At 60.7% G+C, this 19,440-nt stretch carries 13 protein-coding genes and 2 pseudogenes; 8 read left to right on the top strand and 7 right to left on the bottom strand.

Annotated elements, in window-relative coordinates; translation table 11 throughout:
• From ERD80_RS17780 to ERD80_RS17790, 3 genes and pseudogenes are all read right to left on the bottom strand, one after another.
• A pseudogene (locus ERD80_RS17780) lies at positions 1-293 on the bottom strand (aminopeptidase P family N-terminal domain-containing protein); the annotation flags it as partial.
• Entirely contained in the window at positions 286-1,929 is a 1,644-nt protein-coding gene (locus ERD80_RS17785) for a GMC family oxidoreductase N-terminal domain-containing protein (RefSeq protein ID WP_136547880.1), read from the bottom strand. The pseudogene ERD80_RS17780 and the gene ERD80_RS17785, both read right to left, overlap by 8 nt.
• Positions 1,930-1,939: 10 nt before the next feature.
• The gene (locus ERD80_RS17790; protein ID WP_059011891.1) at positions 1,940-3,259 is read right to left on the bottom strand and encodes an MFS transporter; all 1,320 of its coding nucleotides are present in this window, start codon (positions 3,257-3,259) and stop codon (positions 1,940-1,942) included.
• 207 nt (positions 3,260-3,466) lie between these two features.
• On the opposite strand from ERD80_RS17790, the gene ERD80_RS17795 reads away from it, so the two are divergent.
• Complete coding sequence (locus ERD80_RS17795; RefSeq protein ID WP_136547882.1) at positions 3,467-4,639, top strand: ROK family protein; 1,173 nt, start codon at positions 3,467-3,469, stop codon at positions 4,637-4,639.
• 102 nt (positions 4,640-4,741) lie between these two features.
• Positions 4,742-6,178, top strand: coding sequence for a sugar porter family MFS transporter (locus ERD80_RS17800; protein WP_136547884.1), 1,437 nt, complete (start codon positions 4,742-4,744; stop codon positions 6,176-6,178).
• A 61-nt stretch (positions 6,179-6,239) separates the two neighbouring features.
• Here ERD80_RS17800 and ERD80_RS17805 read toward each other — a convergent pair whose 3' ends face one another.
• Entirely contained in the window at positions 6,240-6,989 is a 750-nt protein-coding gene (locus ERD80_RS17805; protein ID WP_136547886.1) for an SDR family oxidoreductase, read from the bottom strand.
• Between the two features lie 144 nt (positions 6,990-7,133).
• Here ERD80_RS17805 and ERD80_RS17810 point away from each other — a divergent pair, with 144 nt between their 5' ends.
• Positions 7,134-8,039 (top strand): LysR family transcriptional regulator, encoded by a 906-nt coding sequence (locus ERD80_RS17810; protein WP_104093558.1) that lies wholly within the window; start codon positions 7,134-7,136, stop codon positions 8,037-8,039.
• Between the two features lie 213 nt (positions 8,040-8,252).
• Positions 8,253-9,116: a DMT family transporter gene (locus ERD80_RS17815; protein ID WP_136547888.1), complete on the top strand. Its 864-nt coding sequence runs from the start codon at positions 8,253-8,255 to the stop codon at positions 9,114-9,116.
• A 29-nt stretch (positions 9,117-9,145) separates the two neighbouring features.
• On the opposite strand, the gene ERD80_RS17820 is transcribed toward ERD80_RS17815, so the two are convergent.
• Positions 9,146-10,960 carry a DUF5911 domain-containing protein gene (locus ERD80_RS17820; RefSeq protein WP_136547890.1) on the bottom strand — a complete coding sequence of 605 codons (1,815 nt, stop codon included), beginning with the start codon at positions 10,958-10,960 and terminating at the stop codon, positions 9,146-9,148.
• A 74-nt stretch (positions 10,961-11,034) separates the two neighbouring features.
• Positions 11,035-11,928, bottom strand: coding sequence for an SDR family oxidoreductase (locus ERD80_RS17825; RefSeq protein ID WP_136547892.1), 894 nt, complete (start codon positions 11,926-11,928; stop codon positions 11,035-11,037).
• Between the two features lie 303 nt (positions 11,929-12,231).
• Between ERD80_RS17825 and fdhF the strand changes: the two genes are divergently transcribed.
• The 4 genes and pseudogenes from fdhF to ERD80_RS17850 all read left to right on the top strand — a co-directional run bounded on the left by fdhF (position 12,232) and on the right by ERD80_RS17850 (position 18,008).
• The gene (gene fdhF / locus ERD80_RS17830; protein ID WP_136547894.1) at positions 12,232-15,204 is read left to right on the top strand and encodes a formate dehydrogenase subunit alpha; all 2,973 of its coding nucleotides are present in this window, start codon (positions 12,232-12,234) and stop codon (positions 15,202-15,204) included.
• A complete protein-coding gene (locus tag ERD80_RS17835; RefSeq protein WP_021509544.1) occupies positions 15,204-15,689 on the top strand; it encodes a hypothetical protein in 486 nt (161 codons plus the stop codon). The genes fdhF and ERD80_RS17835 overlap by 1 nt, the downstream gene beginning before the upstream one ends.
• On the top strand, positions 15,682-17,052 hold the full coding sequence (locus ERD80_RS17840) for a cytochrome ubiquinol oxidase subunit I (protein WP_136547896.1): 1,371 nt from the start codon (positions 15,682-15,684) through the stop codon (positions 17,050-17,052). Before ERD80_RS17835 ends, ERD80_RS17840 begins: the two co-directional genes overlap by 8 nt.
• 11 nt (positions 17,053-17,063) lie before the next feature.
• Positions 17,064-18,008 (top strand): annotated as a pseudogene (locus tag ERD80_RS17850) (cytochrome d ubiquinol oxidase subunit II).
• Positions 18,009-18,205: 197 nt separating this feature from the next.
• On the opposite strand, the gene ERD80_RS17855 reads toward ERD80_RS17850, so the two are convergent.
• Positions 18,206-19,321: an ABC transporter substrate-binding protein gene (locus ERD80_RS17855; protein ID WP_248295871.1), complete on the bottom strand. Its 1,116-nt coding sequence runs from the start codon at positions 19,319-19,321 to the stop codon at positions 18,206-18,208.
• Between the last annotated feature and the right edge of the window lie 119 nt (positions 19,322-19,440).

Genomic DNA, 19,440 nt, shown 5'->3' on the forward strand with positions numbered 1-19,440 from the left:
AACCAGCCGGTGGCGGAGCCGCGCATCTCCGCCGGGGCCGCCGATTGAATCCACACCAGAAAGGCGTAGGCAAACATCGGATAAGCCACGCCGCGCAGGCCATAGGTTAGTGCCAGCAGCAGCACGCTGTCGCGGCCGATCAGCAGGCTGGCAACGCCGGTCTCGGCACGCTCTACCACATAATAGCTGGCCCCGTCGGTCAGCCAGGCGATGTTATCGCGGCGCGTCAGCAATACCGCATCCAGCTGCCAGTGTGCCAGCGCCTGTTGCAGGCGCGCCAGTTTGTCACTCATACACGGCCTCCTTGTGCTCGACAAGTTGTGACTGCAGAACCAGCTCCGCAGCGCGATGCGCCACTGCCATCACCACCGCATTGGTGTTGCCACTGATAATATTCGGCATCATCGAGGCATCCACCACGCGCAGCCGCTGTACGCCACGCACGCGCAGGTCGTCGTGCAGCACCGCCAGCGGGTCGTCATCGTGTCCCATGCGGCAGGTGCCGACCGGGTGATAGCCGGTTTTCACCATGCGCCGGCAGTGGGTGCCAATCGCGTCATCACTGGTGACTTCCGCACCAGGGAAAATCTCTTCATCGACCATCTCACGGATGGGCGCGGCGGCCAGCACCTGACGCGCAAAGCGAAAGCCGGCGAGGGTGCGGGCTAAATCGTCCGGATGGCCGAAAATCTGCGTATCGATCACCGGCAGGCTGCTGGCGTGGTTATCGCGCAGCGTCACTTCACCGGTGGCTTTGGGGCGCAGCAGCAGGGAATTCACCGTGACACCGTCACCGGGATCGGCACCCATTACATCGCGATCGAGATAGACCGTTGGCACGCAGAACATCTGAATGGTGGGCGTCGCCGTGAAATCGAGCGGATCGAAAAAGGCGCATGTTTCCACGCCGGTGGTGGTCACCGGGCCGCTTTTGAACAGCAGATATTGCAGTCCGGCTTTGACCATCGGCCAGCCGCGATCCTGGCCGTAGTAGCCAAACGCACCGCGCGTGCTGGCAACCACCGGCACTTCGTAATGGTCCTGCAGGTTTTTACCCACGCCCGGCAAGGCATGGCGCACGGTAATACCGTGCTGTTTCAGCTGTTCCTGCGGACCGATGCCGGAGAGCATCAGCAGTTTTGGCGTCTGGTAGGCACCGGCGGCCAGAATCACTTCGCGGCTGGCGCGGGCCTGTTGCGGCTGGCCATCCTGACGATAGCGCACGCCGCTGGCGCAGGTGCCGTCAAACAGCACCTCTTCAACCTGTGCACCAGTGACCAGCGTCAGCCGTGCGTCATGGCGCAGCGGGTTGATAAACGCATCGACCACGCTGCAGCGCTGCCGCGTCTGACCGTCAATGGTGTGCTGCATGAAGCCGACGCCAGACGGATTGCCGCTGTTAAAATCCGCCGTGTAGGGAATACCCAGCCCCTGCAGGGTTTTGACATAGGCGCGGCTCAGCGGACTGAAGTGGCCGAGATGCGACACCTTCATCGGACCGCCAACGCCGTGATTGGGTGCGCCGAGGTGATCGTTATCTTCGATGGCGGTAAAGTGCGGCAGCAGCGCCTCCCACGACCAGTCGATGCCCTGATGGCCCAGCGCGCGGTTCCAGTCGGCGTAATCCTGTTTATGGCCGCGCATGTAGACCATGGCGTTGACAGTCGAACCGCCGCCCAGCACTTTGGCCTGCGGCACGATCACGCCGCGGCCGTTGAGCTGCGGCTGCGCTTCGGTTTGATGCATCGTCAGAAACCGGTCGCTGGCGAGAAACTTCATATAGCCGGCGGGCATTTTCAGCACCGGATGGTATTCGTCGCGCCCGGCCTCCAGCAGCAGCACGCGTGCATTTCCTTCGCTGACCAGGCGCGCGGCAACGATACAGCCCGCGCTCCCGCCGCCCACCACAATGTAATCGTACTCTTTCATAACGCTCCGTTTACTCCGATGCGATGGAATCTAACCGGCGCAGGCGCTGCGCCGCCGGGTTGTGCTGCTCGCCCGGATCGAGCGGACTGAGCAGATAACGCCACGAGATAAACGCACTCACCAGATACAGGAAGGCGTAGCCCCAAATTACCCCGAGCGTGCCGAGCAGTGCATTGATTGCGCCGTACAGCGCCGGACCGAAGAAGGTGGACAAACCGGCGGCGAAGCAGTAAATCGCCATGGCGTTACCTTTGTCCTTCGGCTGGCACAGCGATGAGAACAGCGCGGCGGCGGGCACGTAGCCGCACAGCGTGATGCCGTACAGGCAGGCGCAGATCACGCTGAGCACAAAGCTGCCGTGACTCCACTGCGGCACAAAGTACATCAGCAGCATCGAGACGCCGGAACCCAGGCCGCCGAACACCGTCAGCACTTTGCGCCAGCCGATGCGGTCGCTCAGCTTGCCAACGATCGGATTAAAGCTCATGCCCACCAGTCCCATGATGGTGATCAGGCTGAGGTATTCGGTCTGGGAAAAGCCAATCTGTTCGGTGAAAAAGCCCGGCAGAAAAATAAAGAAGCCGAAGTAGGGCGTGGTGTTGATGATGCGCACCACTGCCGCGGCAGCGATGCGCGGCTCACGCCACAGAATATCGATGCCGCCCATCAGCGTGCGCAGCGTGCCCTGCTGACGATGTTCGGCATCCAGCAGCGACTGATAACCGCTGCGCTCTTTCAGCGCCAGCAGCATCACCAGCAGACCGATCGCCACCAGACCCAGCGACAGCCAGAAGGTAGCGTATTCGCCCACCAGTCGGATAGAGAAGATCGCTACCAGCGAACCGAGCGTTGGCAGCCCGCCGGTAAACGCCAGCCAGAACCAGCCGGTGGCGGAGCCGCGCATCTCCGCCGGGGCCGCCGATTGAATCCACACCAGAAAGGCGTAGGCAAACATCGGATAAGCCACGCCGCGCAGGCCATAGGTTAGTGCCAGCAGCAGCACGCTGTGCGACGGCAGCGCCACGGCCAGGAACAGCACTTCAAACACAATCCAGATCAGGCCGCCCGCCAGCATCACTTTACGCGGGCCAATTAGCGTTGACAGCGAACCGGCCAGCCATGAGCCCAGCGTGACGGTGACGCCGTAAAAGGCAATTACCCAGGCAGCGATATTCAGGGAAAAGCCGTTTTCGTGCAGATAGGGCGCGAGATAGTTGGACTCGACGCCGTCGCCAATCATAAACAGCAGGACCGCCAGATAGCCCCAGGCCAGCGCGGGCGGAATGCCGAGGCGGATCAGCCACGGATGGGTTGCAGGTGATGTTGTCATTATGTTTTCTCAATAGGGTTGGTGTCAGCACAGCCAGATAAAGCGTTCGCCCGGCATTATCTGAACGTTTTTTACCGGGATAGCGCGAACGGGTTGTTATGAGCAGGGACTCTAAAGCACGGCAGGCGTGCAGGATGGCGCAACCATCACAGAAGTCAGTAAACACTGTTTAGTAAGATGAGCGCGGATGAAGCGAAAGGAGGCCGCGTGAAAACCGTCGGACTGAATAATTTCCAGGTGCGTAAGCACAATAAAGCGCTGTTTATGCAGCTGATGTGGCGTCATAAACGTCTGAGCAAATCGCAGCTGGCGCAGCTCAGCGGCCTGACCATACCGGCAGCCAGCAAGATTTTGCAGGAGCTGCTGGAGCAGGGCCACGTGCAGCACTCCAGCGCCACGCTGAGCACGCGCGGCAACAGTAACGGCAGTTTTCAACTGCCGGCCGAGGGCGCGTGGACGCTGTGCCTGTGCGTCAAGCCGACCAGCATTGAACTGCAGCTGGCGGATGCGCAGCTGGTGGCGCAGGGCGACTATCAGCAAATCAGCATCGACGCGCAGACGCCAGAGCAGCTGCTGGCGGAGATTGAAACGGTATGGCGCGCGACCTGTAAACGCTGGCCGAAGCGGCAGATTAATCTGGCGCTGGCGGTGCACGGGCAGGTCGATCCGGTAACCGGAGTCTCGCAGCATATGCCGCAGGCGGCGTGGCGCAGCCCGCTGCAGCTGAAGTTTCTGCTGGAGGAGAAGCTGGCGGTTGACGTCCGCGTCGATAACGACTGCGTGATGCTGGCGCTGGCGGAAAAGTGGCTGAACCGCAATGCGCTGGCCGAATTCTGCGTCATCAATGTCGATTACGGCATCGGCTCATCATTTGTCATCAACGGCGAGATCTTTCGCGGCAACCTGTACGGCAGCGGGCAGATTGGCCACACCATTATTGATCCGCACGGGGAGCGCTGTAACTGCGGACGGCAGGGCTGCCTGGAGACGGTCGCCTCGCTCAGCACGCTTAAGCGGCTGGCGCATCAGCGCGCGCCGCAGGCGGTGCAGCCCACCAGCCGTCAGCTGCTGGCCGCCTGGCAGGCCGGCGAGCCGTGGATTGTCGAGTGGGCGCAGCGCAGCGCGGAAGCCATCGGCATGAGTCTGTACAATTTCCTTAATACACTGAATATCAATCAAATCTGGCTGTACGGTCGCAGCTGTACTTTTGGTGACAGCTGGCTGCAGACCATTGTGCACCAGATTGATTTCAATCCCTTCGATCCGCGCGATGCGCTGAAAAGCAAAGCCACCAACGTGCATTTTGGTCAGCTTGACCGCGCGCGTCAGGTCCTCGGCATCGGTTATCTCTATGTCGAGGCCGATCCCGGTACGGCGTAGTTTACTAAACTCCTGTTACTAAAATCTGTGAGGGCCTGAACTTTCACCCTGCGGTATCGGTGGTGAGATAGCCGCACTTTGACCCTGGTGCGGAGAGTGGCCGTGAACAATCATCAACATCTGAATATGCGTTACGTGTGGAGCATCTGTCTGGTGGCAGCCTGCGGCGGTTTGCTGTTTGGCTATGACTGGGTGGTGATTGGCGGGGCCAAACCCTTCTATGAGGCCTGGTTCAACGTCACCGATCCGGCGGCATCCGGCTGGGCGATGAGCTCGGCGCTGGTGGGCTGCGTATTTGGTGCGCTGGTGTCCGGCTGGTCAGCGGACAAGCTGGGGCGGCGGCTGCCGCTGATTGTCGCCGCACTGCTGTTTGTGGTGTCGGCGATCGGCACCGCGCTGGCCAGCAGCTTTACGCTGTTTGTCTGGTGGCGCATTCTCGGCGGCGTCGGCATTGGTATCGCCTCGGCGCTCAGCCCGATGTACATCGCGGAGATCAGCCCGGCAGACAAGCGCGGCAAGTTTGTCGCGGTTAACCAGCTGACAATCGTTATTGGCGTGCTGGCGGCGCAGCTGATCAACCTGATGATTGCCGATCCGGTCGTCGGCGCATCAACCCATGCGGCGCTGCGTGAAACCTGGAACGGTCAGGTTGGCTGGCGCTGGATGTTCGCCTCGGCCGCCGTGCCGTCGCTGGCATTTCTGCTGCTGATGATGTGGGTGCCGGAATCACCGCGCTGGCTGATGCTGGTGGGCCAGCCGCAGCGCGCGCTGGCGATGCTGAATAAAATTGGTTCGCCTGCTTATGCGCAGCAGACGCAGCGCGAGATTGCCCGCGCGCTGGAGCAGGATCGCCAGCAAACGCGCGCCCGCGCTGGCTCGCTGCTGGCACCGCGCACGCTGCCAATTGTCATCACCGGCATCGTGCTGGCGATTTTCCAGCAGTGGTGCGGTATTAACGTGATTTTTAACTATGCGCAGGAGATTTTTGCTTCGGCCGGTTTCGATATCAACGGCACGCTGAAGTCGATCGTGGCCACCGGCCTGATCAATTTGCTGGCAACAGTGCTGGCACTGCCGCTGGTGGACCGGCTCGGCCGCCGCAAACTGATGCTGATCGGTGCCGGTGGACTGACGCTGTGTTATGCACTGATTGCCGGTGCCTACACGCTGGGCATCACCGGCTGGCCGGTGCTGATTCTGGTACTGGCGGCGATTGCGGTTTACGCGCTGACGCTGGCGCCGGTCACCTGGGTACTGCTTGCGGAAATTTTCCCCAACCGGATTCGCGGTCTGGCGATGTCGGTCGCCACGCTGGCGCTGTGGATTGCCTGTTTTGTGCTGACTTATACCTTTCCCATCCTCAATGCCGGACTTGGTGCAGCGGGCAGCTTTATGCTGTATGGCGTGATTTGTGCGGCGGGCTTTGTCTTTGTGCTGCGTCGCGTGCCGGAGACCAAAGGCATTTCGCTGGAGCAGCTGGAGCAGCAGCTCACCGCTGGCGAGCCGGCTGCGGTAGCAGGTGAGCATTCGCTGCGGTAACCGCAGCCATGCTTCAGGCAGAAAGCCGGTGCGCCGGGCGGCGCACCGGTACAATACCCGCTTACACCTGCGCCATACCGCCATCGACAAACAGTTCGGCCGCGTTAATAAAGCTGGCGGCGTCGGAGGCGAGAAACGCCACCACCTTGCCAATCTCTCCCGGCTCACCCAGACGACCGAGCGGTACCTGCGCGGCCAGCGCATCGAACAGCCCCTGGCGCTGATCTTCCGGCACCAGGCCGCCCAGGCCTGGCGTCTGTACCGGGCCAGGGCTCACCACGTTAATGCGGATGCCGCGATCTTTCACGTCCAGCGCCCACGAGCGGGCAAAGTTACGCACCGCCGCTTTACTGGCGCTGTAAACGCTGAAGCCCGGCGTACCCTGAATTGCGGCGGTGGAGCCGGTGAGAATCACCGATGCCTTATCGCTCAGCAGCGGCAGCGCTTTCTGCACGGTGAACAATACGCCACGGACATTGGTGCCGAAGATACGGTCAAAATGTTCTTCTGTGATGGCACCCAGCGGCAGCATGTCGCCGCCACCGGCGTTGGCAAACAGAATATCCAGCCGACCGGCCTGGCGCGCAATCTGCGCATAGACAGCATCCAGATCGCTTAATTGTGCCGCATCGGCGCGAATGCCGGTGGCGGCGGCGCCGATGCTGGCGACGGCTGCATCCAGCTCAGCCTGACGACGACCGGTGATAAACACGCGTGCGCCCTGTGCCGCCAGTTCCTGAGCAGTGGCGAGGCCAATACCGGAGGTGCCGCCGGTCACTAAAGCAATTTTGTCTTGCAGAATCAGGTTCATAGTATGTACTCCACAGTTGATCAGGTTAAGTGGTGACGGCCTTGCCGTCGCTGAAATGCACTGTAGCGCCGCTGCTTTTGCTGATAAATGGTGTAAAATCGAAAGGACTATTTCTCTGGGTGGATAATCAGCTGAGGTGCAGTGATGGATCAATTGCTGGCAATCCGGGCGTTCGCCCGCGTGGTCGAGGCAGGCAACTTTACCCGAGCCGCCAATTCACTGGATATGCCTAACGCCACCCTGAGTAAGCTGGTGCAGGAGCTGGAAGCGCATCTCGGCGTGCGCCTGTTGCAGCGCACCACGCGCCGGGTCACAGTGACGGCAGAAGGGCGCGATTACTACGAGCGAGCGCTGCGCATCGTGCGCGATCTGGAAGATATCGATTGTGCGTTCAATAGCGTCACGGCAAAGCCGCGCGGTCAGCTGCGTATGGATATCGGCGGTTCAACGGCGCGTGATGTGCTGCTGCCGGCGCTGCCCGATTTTGTCGCCCGGTTTCCCGATATCACCCTGGACCTTGGCGTGTCCGATCGCACCGTGGATCTCATCAGTGATAACGTGGACTGCGTAGTGCGCGGCGGTCCGCTGAGCGATTCGTCACTGGTGGCACGGCACTTAGGCAATGCGCAAATGATCACCTGTGCCACGCCCGGCTATCTGCGGACCTACGGCATTCCGGCGTATCCGCAGGAGCTGAACAACGGCCATCGCATCATCAGCTATCTGTCGCCGCAGAGCGGGCGCGCCTTTCCGCTGCGCTTCCGCCACGGCGAAGAGCGAATCGAGGTAAAGACCGCGCATCGCGTTGGCGTCAATGAGAGCAACGCGCACCTTGCCGCGGCGGTGGCGGGTCTGGGCATCATCCAGACGTTCCGTTACGCTGCGGCCGCGGATTTGCAGGCCGGACGGCTGGTGGAGATCCTCGCCGACTGGCGTCCGTCCGACTATCCGTTCCACGTGGTTTATCCGCAAAGCCGCCATCTCACCCAGCGCCTGCGGGTACTGATCGACTGGTTGCGTGAGGTGTTTCCGCAACGGCTAAATGGATGACAGGGTGTAAACAATCTGTTAACGTTTGGCCTCAACCCCATGCTACAGGCGCGTTTATGACACTCTCTGCTGATTCCGCATCGTCATCTGACTTTCGCCTGTATGCGCCTTGCTGCCCGCCACCTCCGGCACGCGTTGTGATTCGCTAAGTATCGAACTTCCTGCGCCTCGCTTAGCGAGCGCGCTTACAACGTTTGTTTCAGGAGCAATGCTATGCGTTCTTCTTCTTCGCTGACTTCGCAGGCAGCGACGTCAGGCTTTGTGCTGCTGTGGGGCAGCGCAGCCATTTTCTCGCGTCTCGGGCTGGATAATGCCTCACCGCTGGCGCTGCTGGTGGTGCGTTTTAGCATCGCGCTGGTCGCGCTGTTGCTGGTGGGACTGTTTCGCCGCCGCTGGCTGCCGCAGCCCGGTACGCGCCCGCGCGTGATGCTGACTGGCCTGGTATTGATCGGCGCTTATTCGCTGTGTTATTTCCAGGCGATGGCGGAGGGCGTGACGCCAGGGCTAATTGCTACCATCATGGGCATCCAGCCTATTCTCACACTGTGCCTGGTGGAGCGGCGTCTGCCGGGCAGGCGGTTAATGGGCTTAACGGTCGCGCTGGCGGGGCTGATACTGCTGGTGTGGCGCAGTCTGGCGGCGTCGCAGCTGCCGCTCAGCGGCGTGCTGTTTGCGCTGGCCGCGCTGCTGTGCATGACCTTCGGTGCCATCATGCAGCAGCGGGTGACGCAGCATCCGGCGCAGGTGCTGCCGCTGCAGTACGGCGTGAGTTTACTGCTGTGCCTGCTGTTGCTGCCGGTTAAACCTTTTCATGTCAGCTTCACGCTACATTTCTGGCTGGCCGCGCTGTTCCTCGGCGTGATGATCTCCGTGGTGGCCCAGCTGCTGCTGTATCGCTTACTGAGCGCGGGCAGTATCGTTAACGTCACCAGCCTGTTTTATCTGGTGCCGGTGATTACCGCGCTGCTCGACTATCTGCTGCTGGGTAACCGACTGCCGTGGCTGAGCCTGCTGGGCATGGCGGCGATTCTGGCGGGTATCCTGCTGGTGTTTCGTGCGCCACAGCCTTCGCGTTAACATCATGCCCCGCCAGCCGGCGGGGCATTTCAGCCATGATCGGTCAACGCCTGTGCGGCGCAGATCAACGCCAGATGACTGAGGCCCTGCGGCATATTGCCGCGCCACTCATCGCTGCGCACGTCGAACATTTCATTGAAGGTTTCCACGTTGCCGCGCTGGCACAGCTTGTCGAGGTTCTGCTGCATAGCGCTTTCGGCACGCGTTGTCTCGCCCAGCGCCGCCCAAGCTTCCACCAGCCAGAACGAGCAGGCGATAAAAGTGCTCTCTTCCTGTTCCGTGCCGCTGTAGCGATACAGCATGGCGCTACCGTGTCCCAGTTCCTGCTCAATGGCACGGTAGGTGGCCTGCATACGTGCCGGGTTGACGCGGCTGCCATAGGGATGCACCAGCGCCAGCGCAGCGTCCAGCCTGCCGTTGCTGTCGGGATAAAACACATACGCCTGTTTCTCTTCGTTCCAGCAGTGCGCTTCAATCCAGCTGCTGATGCGGTCGCGCTCGCGCTGCCAGCGTTTCAGCCAGGTCGGTTCAATGTGGCGCGCTTCGGCCAGCGCCACGGCACGGTCGAGGGCCAGCCAGCAGGCCATTTTCGAATGGGTATAGTGCTGCTGTTCCGGCAGTTCCCAGATACCGCTGTCTTTCAGCCGCCACCGATCGGCACAGTGATTGGCCAGCGCACCCAGCATGCGCGAGGTGGCTAAGTCCAGCACGTGCCCGGCGCGTATAAACAACTCGGCGGTCGCCAGCATATCACCGTACATGCTCAGCTGCAGCTGGTCGCGGGCGTTGTTGCCCACGCGTACCGGCTGGGAATGATGATAGCCACGCAGCGGCACGAAGCGTTCGGCAGGCACTTCGTCGCCTTCCAGCGTGTAGCAGGTGCGCAGCGCGGTACCGTGGCGAATGATGGTTTTCGACAGCCAGGAGAACGCCGCTTTACAATCTTCCAGCGCACCGAGAAAAACAAAGGCTTTGATGATCAGACAGGCATCGCGTACCCATGCGTAGCGGTAGTCATAGTTCTTTTCCCCGCCAATGCCTTCCGGCAGCGAGGTAGTGGCTGCCGCCGCCAGCGCGCCGGTGGGGGAATACCATAAAAATTTCAGCGACAGCGCCGAGCGGCGCACGTGCTCAGCAAAGCGCCCCTGATAGCTCAGGCTGCGGGTCCAGTCGCACCAGGCGGTATGGCTGGTTTCAATCCGGGTATCGATCGCCTCCAGCGGCGGCACCGCCAGCGGTTCGCGCTCGGTGACCAGCAACGCCACTAGCGATCGACTGTCCGCAGCCGTACGTAGCGTGGCGCTGATTTGCTCATCGTCACGCTGTTCGATCTGCCAGTCCTCGCTGGTGCGCAGCATCGCCAGCAGATCGCCAACGTGGTAGACGTCGCCCTGTTCGGTGCTGTCCTGCCACGGCGAGCGGGTTTCGGCAACGGTGCCAAAGCGCAGCGTCAGGCGCAGCGTCACTTCGCCGTCAACGCCTTCCACGCGCCGCGCTAGCTCACTCCACGGCAGACGACCAGCCAGCGTGCTGTTTAGCGATTCGGTCAGCAGTACGCTGCCGTTATCGGTAAAAAAGCGGGTTTCCAGTACGTTGCTGTCAGCACGGTAGGCGCGTTCGGTACGATAAGGGGCATCAGGTTCGATCTGGAAAAAACCGCCGATCTCGGGATCGAGCAGGCGATCAAACAGCGGGGCGGAGTCAAGGTTGGGCGCGCACCACCAGTCAATCGCGCCGTCGGGCGCGATCAGCGCCACCGACCGGCCCTCGCCGATGGCCGCGTAGTCACCGAGACGCGCGAAGCCCCGTTCGCGCACCGGCGACTGGAACGTTTGATTATTCATGGATCTTCCCTGTCAGCAGAAACGGCAGCGTGGCCGCCTGCTGGCAGCCACGTAATGCGGGTGGAATTCCCCGGTCAGACGGTACCGGTACCGCCATCGGAGCACCACACCTGACCTGAGGTGAAGCTGTTGGTGGTTTCAGCGAAGGTCACGTACAACGGCGCGATTTCAGCCGGCTGACCCGGACGCCTCAGTGGCGCGCTGGCACCAAACTTCTCGATTTTTTCCTGCGGCTGACCGCCGCACACCTGCAGCGCGGTCCAGTACGGTCCTGGTGCTACAGCATTGACGCGAATTTGCTGCTCGCCCAGCTGCTTCGCCAGCGCTTTAGTAAAGGCGGCGATCGCGGCTTTGGTTTGCGCATAATCCAGCAGGATGGCGCTCGGTTCATACGCCTGAACCGACGAGGTATTAATAATGGATGATCCGGCAGGCAGATATTCCAGTGCCGCTTTGGTGATCCAGAACATCGCATAAACATTGGTCTTAAAGGTGGCGTCAAAATCTTCCGTTGAGAGCGTACGGATAGACTCATTAAATTGCTGGCGACCGGCGTTATTCACCAGAATATCCAGGCCGTCGAGTTTTTCTGCTGCCTCTTTTACCAGCTGCTGGCAAAAAGATTCTGAGCGAATATCACCCGGAATCGCCACCGCTTTACGGCCTTCCGCTTCGATTAATTGCACCACTTCAGCGGCGTCCTGCTCCTCTTCCGGCAGGTAGTTGATCGCCACGTCTGCCCCTTCACGGGCATACGCAATGGCTACCGCGCGACCAATACCGGAGTCGCCACCGGTAATCAGCGCCTTGCGCCCGGTTAAACGGCCAGTGCCGCGATAGCTGGTTTCACCGTGATCGGGACGGGGTTCCATCTTACTGGCTAATCCCGGAATGGGCTGATGCTGCTTTTTGAATGGCGGCTTTGGATATTCCTGGGTAATCAGCGTTTTGTTAGTAAATGAAGTCATACCTATCTCCTTGTACAGTGGAACGTGTAAATTAAGCCTGGCAGAGATGTGATATTTGTCACGTCAAAAAATAAGCAGTCGCGATTTATTAAAGCGGGACGGGCGTAACTGAAATGATATTTTTAGTTACAAAATCACTAACGTAATGATTATTTTAACGCTGCGTAAGCCATGCGAGTTATTAAGCGAGTCGGCCTGCTTGCACGAAAGATATTTGTTTCTAAGCTCTAAGCATAACTTTACATAATAACCGGCGCTGTCCGGCCCGAATATTTATGAGCGATGGCTTAAACGAGGCGTTAAATGAGCGAAGCACAATGTACCATTATATTTAATGGTGAACGCTTAAGCGGAACCGCAAATCAACCGTTAATTGATTTTCTGCAGGAGCAGGGAAAAAAACTGCCTCATGTCTGTTATCACCCGGCGCTGCCGCCGCTGCAAACCTGTGATGTCTGCTGGGTGGAGGTGGATGGCGAAGCCGTGCGCGGCTGCACGTTACGCAGCGCCGAGGGCTTGCGCGTGGTCAGCCAGAGTGCGGTACTGCAGGCGGCACAGCAGGAGGGCATGGACCGCATCCTCAATCGCCACGAGCTTTATTGCACGGTGTGTGAGCACAACACCGGCGACTGCACGTTGCATAACACCGTCGCGGACATGCACATTCCGATTCAGTATTACCCCTACCAGCGCAAACCGGACAGCAAAGACCACAGTAATCCGTTTTATACCTACGATCCGGATCAGTGCATTCTGTGCGGACGCTGCGTGGAAGCCTGCCAGAATGTCGAGGTAAATGAGACGCTGTCGATTGATTACAGCGCCGATCACCCGCGCGTGCTGTGGGATGGCGGGACGCAGATTGCCGGTTCCAGCTGCGTCAGCTGCGGGCACTGCGTGACCGTCTGCCCGTGCAACGCGCTGCTGGAAAAAACCATGCAGCCCGACGCCGGTCCCTTCACCGCGATGGATGAAGACCTGAAGCGGCCGCTGATTGATTTCGTCAAATCGCTGGAAAACAGCATCGGTATGGAGCCGATCACCGGAATTTCGCTGATCGATGATGCGCTGCGCAAAGTCGAAATCAAAAAAACCAAAACCGTCTGCACCTATTGCGGCGTCGGCTGCAGTTTTGAAGTCTGGACGCGCGATCGCCACATCCTGAAAATCCAGCCGGTGGCCGATGCGCCGGTTAACGGCATCTCAACCTGTGTCAAAGGCAAATTTGGCTGGGATTTTGTGAACAGCCCGAACCGGCTGACCACGCCGCTGATTCGTGAAAACGGCCAGTTCCGCCCGGCCAGCTGGGAAGAGGCGCTACAGCGCGTGGCCGACGGCCTGCGCGCGGTGGCGCGCCAGCACGGTGGTAATGCCATTGGTTTTATTGGTTCCAGTAAAGCCAGCAATGAGGAAGCCTACCTGACGCAGAAGATCGCCCGTCTTATTTTCGGCACCAATAACGTGGACAACTCCTCGCGCTATTGCCAGAACCCGGCGACGGAAGGGCTGTTTCGCACCGTGGGCTACGGCGGCGATGCCGGTACGCTGCGCGATCTGCAGCAGACCGACCTGATCATCACTGTTGGCAGCAACCTGGCGGAAAACCACCCGGTTTTTGCTTCACATATCAAGCAGAGCCACAAACATCGCGGACAAAAGCTGCTGGTGGTCGATCCGCGCCGTCACGAAATGGCCGAGCGCGCCGACTGTTATCTGCGCATCCGTCCCGGTACCGACATGGTGTGGGCATCGGCGATGGCGCGCTACATGTTCGATCACGGTTATGCCGATGAAGCATTCCTGCGCACGCGCGTTAATCAGGTGGCGGAATATCGCGCCTCACTGGCTCCGTTTACGCTTGAGATGGCCAGTGAAGTCACCGGTCTGAGCGTGGCGCAGTTGACCGAAGCCGCCGAGATGATTGGCAACGCGGGCAGCGCCTGCCTGCTGTGGGCGATGGGCATTACGCAGCACAGCCACGGTGCGGATACCAGCACCGCGCTTTCTAATCTGCTGCTGGTCACCGGCAACTACGGTCGCCCCGGCACCGGTGGCTACCCGATGCGCGGTCACAATAATGTGCAGGGCGCCAGCGATTTTGGCTGCTTAAGCAATGTCTATCCCGGCTACGAAAAAGTGACCGATGCGCAGGTGCGGGAAAAATGGGCGCGCGCCTGGGGCGTGGCACCGGAAGCGCTTTCCGATGAAGCCGGGCTGGATAACTTCATGATGGTGGAAGACGCGCATAAACAGCGGGTGCGCGCCATGTACATCATCGGCGAAGAGACCGCCTTTTCTGATGCGGACTCAACCAAAGTGCACGAAGCCTTTAGCCGGCTGGATTTCATGGTGGTGCAGGACATCTTCATGAGCCGTACCGCGCAGTTTGCGGATGTGGTGCTGCCTGGTTGTCCGAGCCTGGAGAAAGAGGGCACCTTCGTGAATACCGAACGGCGCATTCAGCACTTCTCGCCTGCGTTTGCGCCGCTCGGCGACAGCCGGCCTGACTGGCAGATCCTGACTGAGGTCGCCGCGCGTCTCGGCCATCACTGGCACTACCCAAATCCCGGCGCCATCATGGCAGAAGCTGCGGGTATCGCCGCGCTGTTTGCCGGGGTCAGCTATGAGAACCTCGTCGGCTGGCAGTCACAGCTGTGGCCGGTAAATGCCGACGGCAGCAGCACGCCGCTGCTGTATACCGAGGCGTTCGCCTTTCCTGATGGCAAAGCGCGTCTGTACCCGCTGACATGGCAGCCACCGATGGAAGCGCCCGATACGCAGTACGACCTGCTGCTGAACAATGGCCGCATGCTGGAGCATTTCCAGTCGACCAATCAGACCGGGCAGGGCGGGCGCATCAAATCGCTGTCGCCCAACTGGTTTGTTGAGATTTCGCCGCAGCTGGCGCAGGAGCGGCAACTACAGCAGGGCGACTGGGTGGAGCTGCGTTCGCGCCGGGGCAGCGTAGAGGTGCCAGTGGTGGTGACCGAACGGATGGCCGGCAATGTGCTGTTCATTCCTATCCACCATGGCAAACCGGGGGTGAACGGGCTGACCGGTGAACACCACGATCCCGACGTCAACACCCCGGCCTATAAAGAGATTGCGGTGACGATGCGTAAACTGGCGCATGCGCCACAGCCGCACCCGATTCCGCTGCACAACTTCCGCCACGGCCAGCGCACGCCGCTGGATCATCTGCCCGTTGAACAAAAATGGCAGCAGCCTGAATACCGGTTGCCGCCTGAACACGTTTCGCATCCGGAGAAAAGCTAATGGCCGAACCGCTGCACTATCAACCCACTCCGACGCGCACCGAACCCAGCGCGCAGGAGGCGCTGAACGAACTGCTGGAGAATCTGCATCAGCACGGTTTCCTGCGCCTGGCTAATGACATGGTAAAAGCCAACAATGACATCGGCAAAATCGTCGCCGCCGGGCTTAACCGGCCCGGCACGCAGAATGCGGTTCAGAACCTGTCGCTGCTGTTTATGACGCTCAGCACCGTACCGCCGGAGCGTTTCAACCATTTACTGCTGGCGCTGCGGGATGCCCTGCTGGCGATGAAGCCGGCCAGCGACACGGCGCAGCAGGAAAAAAGCGCGCCGGGCGTCAGCGGTGTGCTCAAACTGCTGAATGATGAGGCGCTGTGGCAGGGGATCCGGCCACTGCTGGCGGCGCTGGAAACCTTCGCACGCGCAATGCAGGGTGATGAGGAGAAGCCGATAACCCGCTACAGCGGTAAGCCGAGCCGTGAGTAGCCAGGAGTGGGTGCTGCTGATCGCGCGCGGTCAGTTTGCCCTGACGATGGGCATGCACATTACCCTGGCGGCGCTGACGCTGGGGCTGGCCCCGTTTCTGGTGTGGTTTGAAGCGCGCTGGCTGTGGGGCAGACGGCCGGAAGCGCATCAGGCGCTGCACTTCTGGATCAAGGTATTCGCGCTCACCGTGGCGATTGGCACGGTTTCCGGCGTGATCATGGAGTTTCAGTTCGGCACCCACTGGTCGGTGTTTGCCAGCAAAGCGGGCGGCATTATCGGTCCGCTGATGCTGTATGAAGTGCTGATCGCTTTTTTCCTCGAGTCGGCGCTGACCGGCGTGATGCTGTTTGGCATCGATCGGGTGAAACCCGGCGTGCATTTCGCCATTACCTGTCTGGTGGCGCTCGGCGCGATTTTTAGCGCTTTCTGGATCCTCGCCGCTAACTCCTGGATGCAAACTCCGCGCGGCTTTACGCTAAATGATGCGGGGCAGTTCACGCCGGATAGCGCCTGGAGTTTGATTTCCGCGCCCTCATTTGGCTGGCGGCTGGCGCACATGCTGCTGGCCTCGTGGATCAGCGTGGCGTTTTTGCTGGGTGGTGTCGCGGCGTGGCGCCTGCTGCGTAATGCTGGCGAGGCCGCCAGCCGGCTGATGCTGCGCAGCGCGCTGACGGTGTCGCTGTGCATCCTGCCGCTGCAGATGGTGGTGGGCGATTTGCACGGCGAAAACACCCGTGACTATCAGCCCGCCAAACTGGCGGCGATCGAGGGCAGCTGGCAGCCGCCTGCGCCAGGGGAGGGCGAGCCGCTGCGGCTGTTTGCGCTGCCCGATCAGGCGCAGCAGCGGAATCACGCCGAGCTGGCGATCCCGGCTATCGGCTCGCTCTACCTGCGCCATAACCTCAGCGGCCACATCAAAAGCCTGGGTGAGTTTCCGCGCGACAGCCTGCCGCCGGTGCTGCCGGTGTTTTTTGCCTTTCGCCTGATGGTGGGACTGGCGCTGCTGATGCTGTTGAGCAGCCTGGCGGGCAATGTGCAGCGCTGGCGCGGTCGTCTTGATCAGTCGCGGCGCGTGCTGCGTCTGCTGGCGCTGATGTCACCGGCTGGCTTCATTGCACTGCTGGCGGGCTGGGTGGTGACGGAGGTCGGCCGGCAGCCGTGGACGGTATACGGCATGCTACGTACCGCCGATAGCCTGGCGCCAATGTCCCTCGGCAGCAGCGTCGCCATTTTCGTGTCGGTGGTGGTGATTTACGCACTGAGTTTTGCCTTTGGTCTGGGTTATCTGCTGCGCCACCTGGCGGCACCGCTGCCGGATCCGCAGGCGACGGCGGTAGCAGAAACCATACAGACGCCAGCCTGAGGAGGGTGAAGATGTTAGTCGAACTTTCTGCGGTGCTCCTGCTGTTTGCCCTGCTGATGTATCTGGCGCTGGATGGCACGGATAGCGGCGTGGGGATGCTGCTGTACAGTTTCGACCAGCCACAAGAACGGCAGTGGATGGTGCACAGCCTGCTGCCGCTGTGGGATGCCAATGAAACCTGGCTGGTGTTGCTGGCAGGCGGCATGCTGGCGCTGTTTCCGCCGCTGTAAAGTCTGCTGTTACAAACGCTGAAAGTGCCGCTGTTTCTCTTCCTGCTGGCGCTGTTTTTGCGCGGGCTGGCGCTGGCGTATCGCGGCCAGCCTGGCGAGACCGGGCGACGCTGGCTGGACCGGCTGCTGATGTTCAGCTCGCTGCTGGCGGCGTTTCTGCCAGGCTGGATGAGCGGGTTGATGCTGGTGTCGCGTCCGCCCAGCGGGATTGTGATTGATTTTTCGCTGGTGCCGCTGCTGTGCGGTCTCGGGCTGGTGGCGGTTGATCTGCTGCTGGGCTGCTGCTGGCTGTGCTGGCGCATTGGTGAGCCGGTGGTGGAGCGGGCGCGGGCGCTGGCCATGCTGTGGTGGGTGGTGACGCTGGCTTGCTTTATCGCCGTGCTGCTGCTGGAGCCGGCGCTGTGGCAGCAGAGCTGGCAGCGCTGGCCGGGAAAAGTGTTGCTGAGCCTGTTGCCTGCGCTGTGGCTGTTGCAGCTGCTCACGCTGTGGCGGGAAGCGATGGTGGCGTTATTGATGATCACGCTGGTGCAGACGGGCGTGGTGGTCGCGGCGCTGGCGTGCGGGCTTTATCCGTGGTTGCTGCCGTGGCAGCTGGAGATGCACCAGCAGGCCTCCTCGCCGGTGACGCAGGGGTTTGTGGTGACGGGTTTATTGATTGTGTTGCCGCTGACGTTGCTGTACCACAGCTGGGCGTTCTGGGTGTTTAAGCGCCAGCCGCAGGCATAAATAAGTGTTTATAACGGTATTATTCGCTGGCACGTTTCGTAGCGGCGCGATTTATCGCGCTGATCAAACCGCTGCGCCGCTGTGTTTTTGCGCAATAAATTGCGCCGCTACGATTGGTGCAGTATGTAATAACGGAATTATTCGCTGGCACGCTTTGTAGCGGCGCGATTCATCGCGCTGATCCAACCGCTGCGCCGCTATGGCTTGTGCTGGCTGGATGAATCCACCGCCGGAATCCGCATAAACAGCGTGCCGCGATAGGGGATCGGCAGGAAATCATGGAACAGGGTTTCCAGCGTCTGCTGCGGATCGATGTCGGCGAACAGCTGCGGATACAGCGTTTTTGCCATGAACTCGGTCACCGCAATATGCCACGGGCTGAGATAAAAATTCATCCAGATTGCCGCTGCATGGCCGTTGCGAATCGCCTTCAGCTCACGCAGGCCGTTCTGCTGCGCGGTGAGCTGGCGAAAACTGCTCAGCACCGCGTCGGGCGCGACGTGCGGCCCGAGGCGCAGCAGGCCTGCGCTGGCGTTATCGCCAAAGCCGGTGGCAAAGTAATACTCAGGCTGGGCTGCGATCACCTGCTCCTCACTCAAACGGCCAAACACGCCATGCTGGGTTTTGCCAGCAATATTGTCGCCGCCGGCGGCGTTGAGCAGCTCGCCCAGACTGCCGTTAATCGCCGTCACGCAGCACTCGTTGCGCCGTCCCAGATGCAACTGCAACAGCACCGTGGGTTTAGGCCCGTGATAGCGCGCCAGCCGTTCCTCGATCACCTGCAGATGCGCACTGTAAAAGCGGTTGAACGCCGCCGCGCGCGCCTGCTGATTCAGCACCTCACCAAAAATCTCTACGCTGCGCCGGGTGTTCTTTAACAGATGTACGCGCAGATCGATCTTCACTACCGGAATATGCGCAGCATTCAGGATGCTGACCAGCCTCAGATCGGCATCATCGTAGCGCGCCAGGCTGGGCAGAATGACCACGTCCGGCCGCAGGGCGAGAATCTGCTCCGGATTGATCGCCTGAGGGCCGCCCGATCCGAGCGTCGGGATGTTCAGCATCTGCGGAAACCGCTGCGCAAAACTGTTCCACGTCTGGCTGTCATACTTTTGCAGATCGCGCGGCCAGCCGACGATGTGGCGGAACGGGTCATCCGGCGCCAGCAGTGCCAGGGTATACAGCATGCGGCTTTCACCCAGCACGATGCGCTGCGGATTATCGGGAATCTCCACCCGATTGCCGTCAATATCGGTGATCACCCTGGCCAGCGCGCTGGTGCTGAACGCCAGCAGCAGGAGGGCAGCCAGCCAGGCTCGCCACGTCAGCGGCTTTTTCGCTCGATCAGAATTCAACGCTGGCCTCGACCATCAGGTTACGGGTTTCCCCTTCGCGCACGCGCAGGTTGCCGCCGCTGGAGGTGTAGTAG

It is taken from the genome of Pantoea sp. R102 (assembly GCF_004916815.1).
Lineage (GTDB): Bacteria > Pseudomonadota > Gammaproteobacteria > Enterobacterales > Enterobacteriaceae > Pantoea > Pantoea dispersa.

Excerpts from the sequence above, each read along its gene's own strand:
- ERD80_RS17790 (WP_059011891.1), bottom strand. The coding sequence starts at position 3,259 with ATGACAACATCACCTGCAACCCATCCGTGGCTGATCCGCCTCGGCATT.
- ERD80_RS17815 (WP_136547888.1), top strand. The coding sequence starts at position 8,253 with ATGCGTTCTTCTTCTTCGCTGACTTCGCAGGCAGCGACGTCAGGCTTT.
- ERD80_RS17785 (WP_136547880.1), bottom strand. The coding sequence starts at position 1,929 with ATGAAAGAGTACGATTACATTGTGGTGGGCGGCGGGAGCGCGGGCTGT.
- ERD80_RS17810 (WP_104093558.1), top strand. The coding sequence starts at position 7,134 with ATGGATCAATTGCTGGCAATCCGGGCGTTCGCCCGCGTGGTCGAGGCA.
- fdhF (WP_136547894.1), top strand. The coding sequence starts at position 12,232 with ATGAGCGAAGCACAATGTACCATTATATTTAATGGTGAACGCTTAAGC.
- ERD80_RS17820 (WP_136547890.1), bottom strand. The coding sequence starts at position 10,960 with ATGAATAATCAAACGTTCCAGTCGCCGGTGCGCGAACGGGGCTTCGCG.
- ERD80_RS17825 (WP_136547892.1), bottom strand. The coding sequence starts at position 11,928 with ATGACTTCATTTACTAACAAAACGCTGATTACCCAGGAATATCCAAAG.
- ERD80_RS17805 (WP_136547886.1), bottom strand. The coding sequence starts at position 6,989 with ATGAACCTGATTCTGCAAGACAAAATTGCTTTAGTGACCGGCGGCACC.
- ERD80_RS17835 (WP_021509544.1), top strand. The coding sequence starts at position 15,204 with ATGGCCGAACCGCTGCACTATCAACCCACTCCGACGCGCACCGAACCC.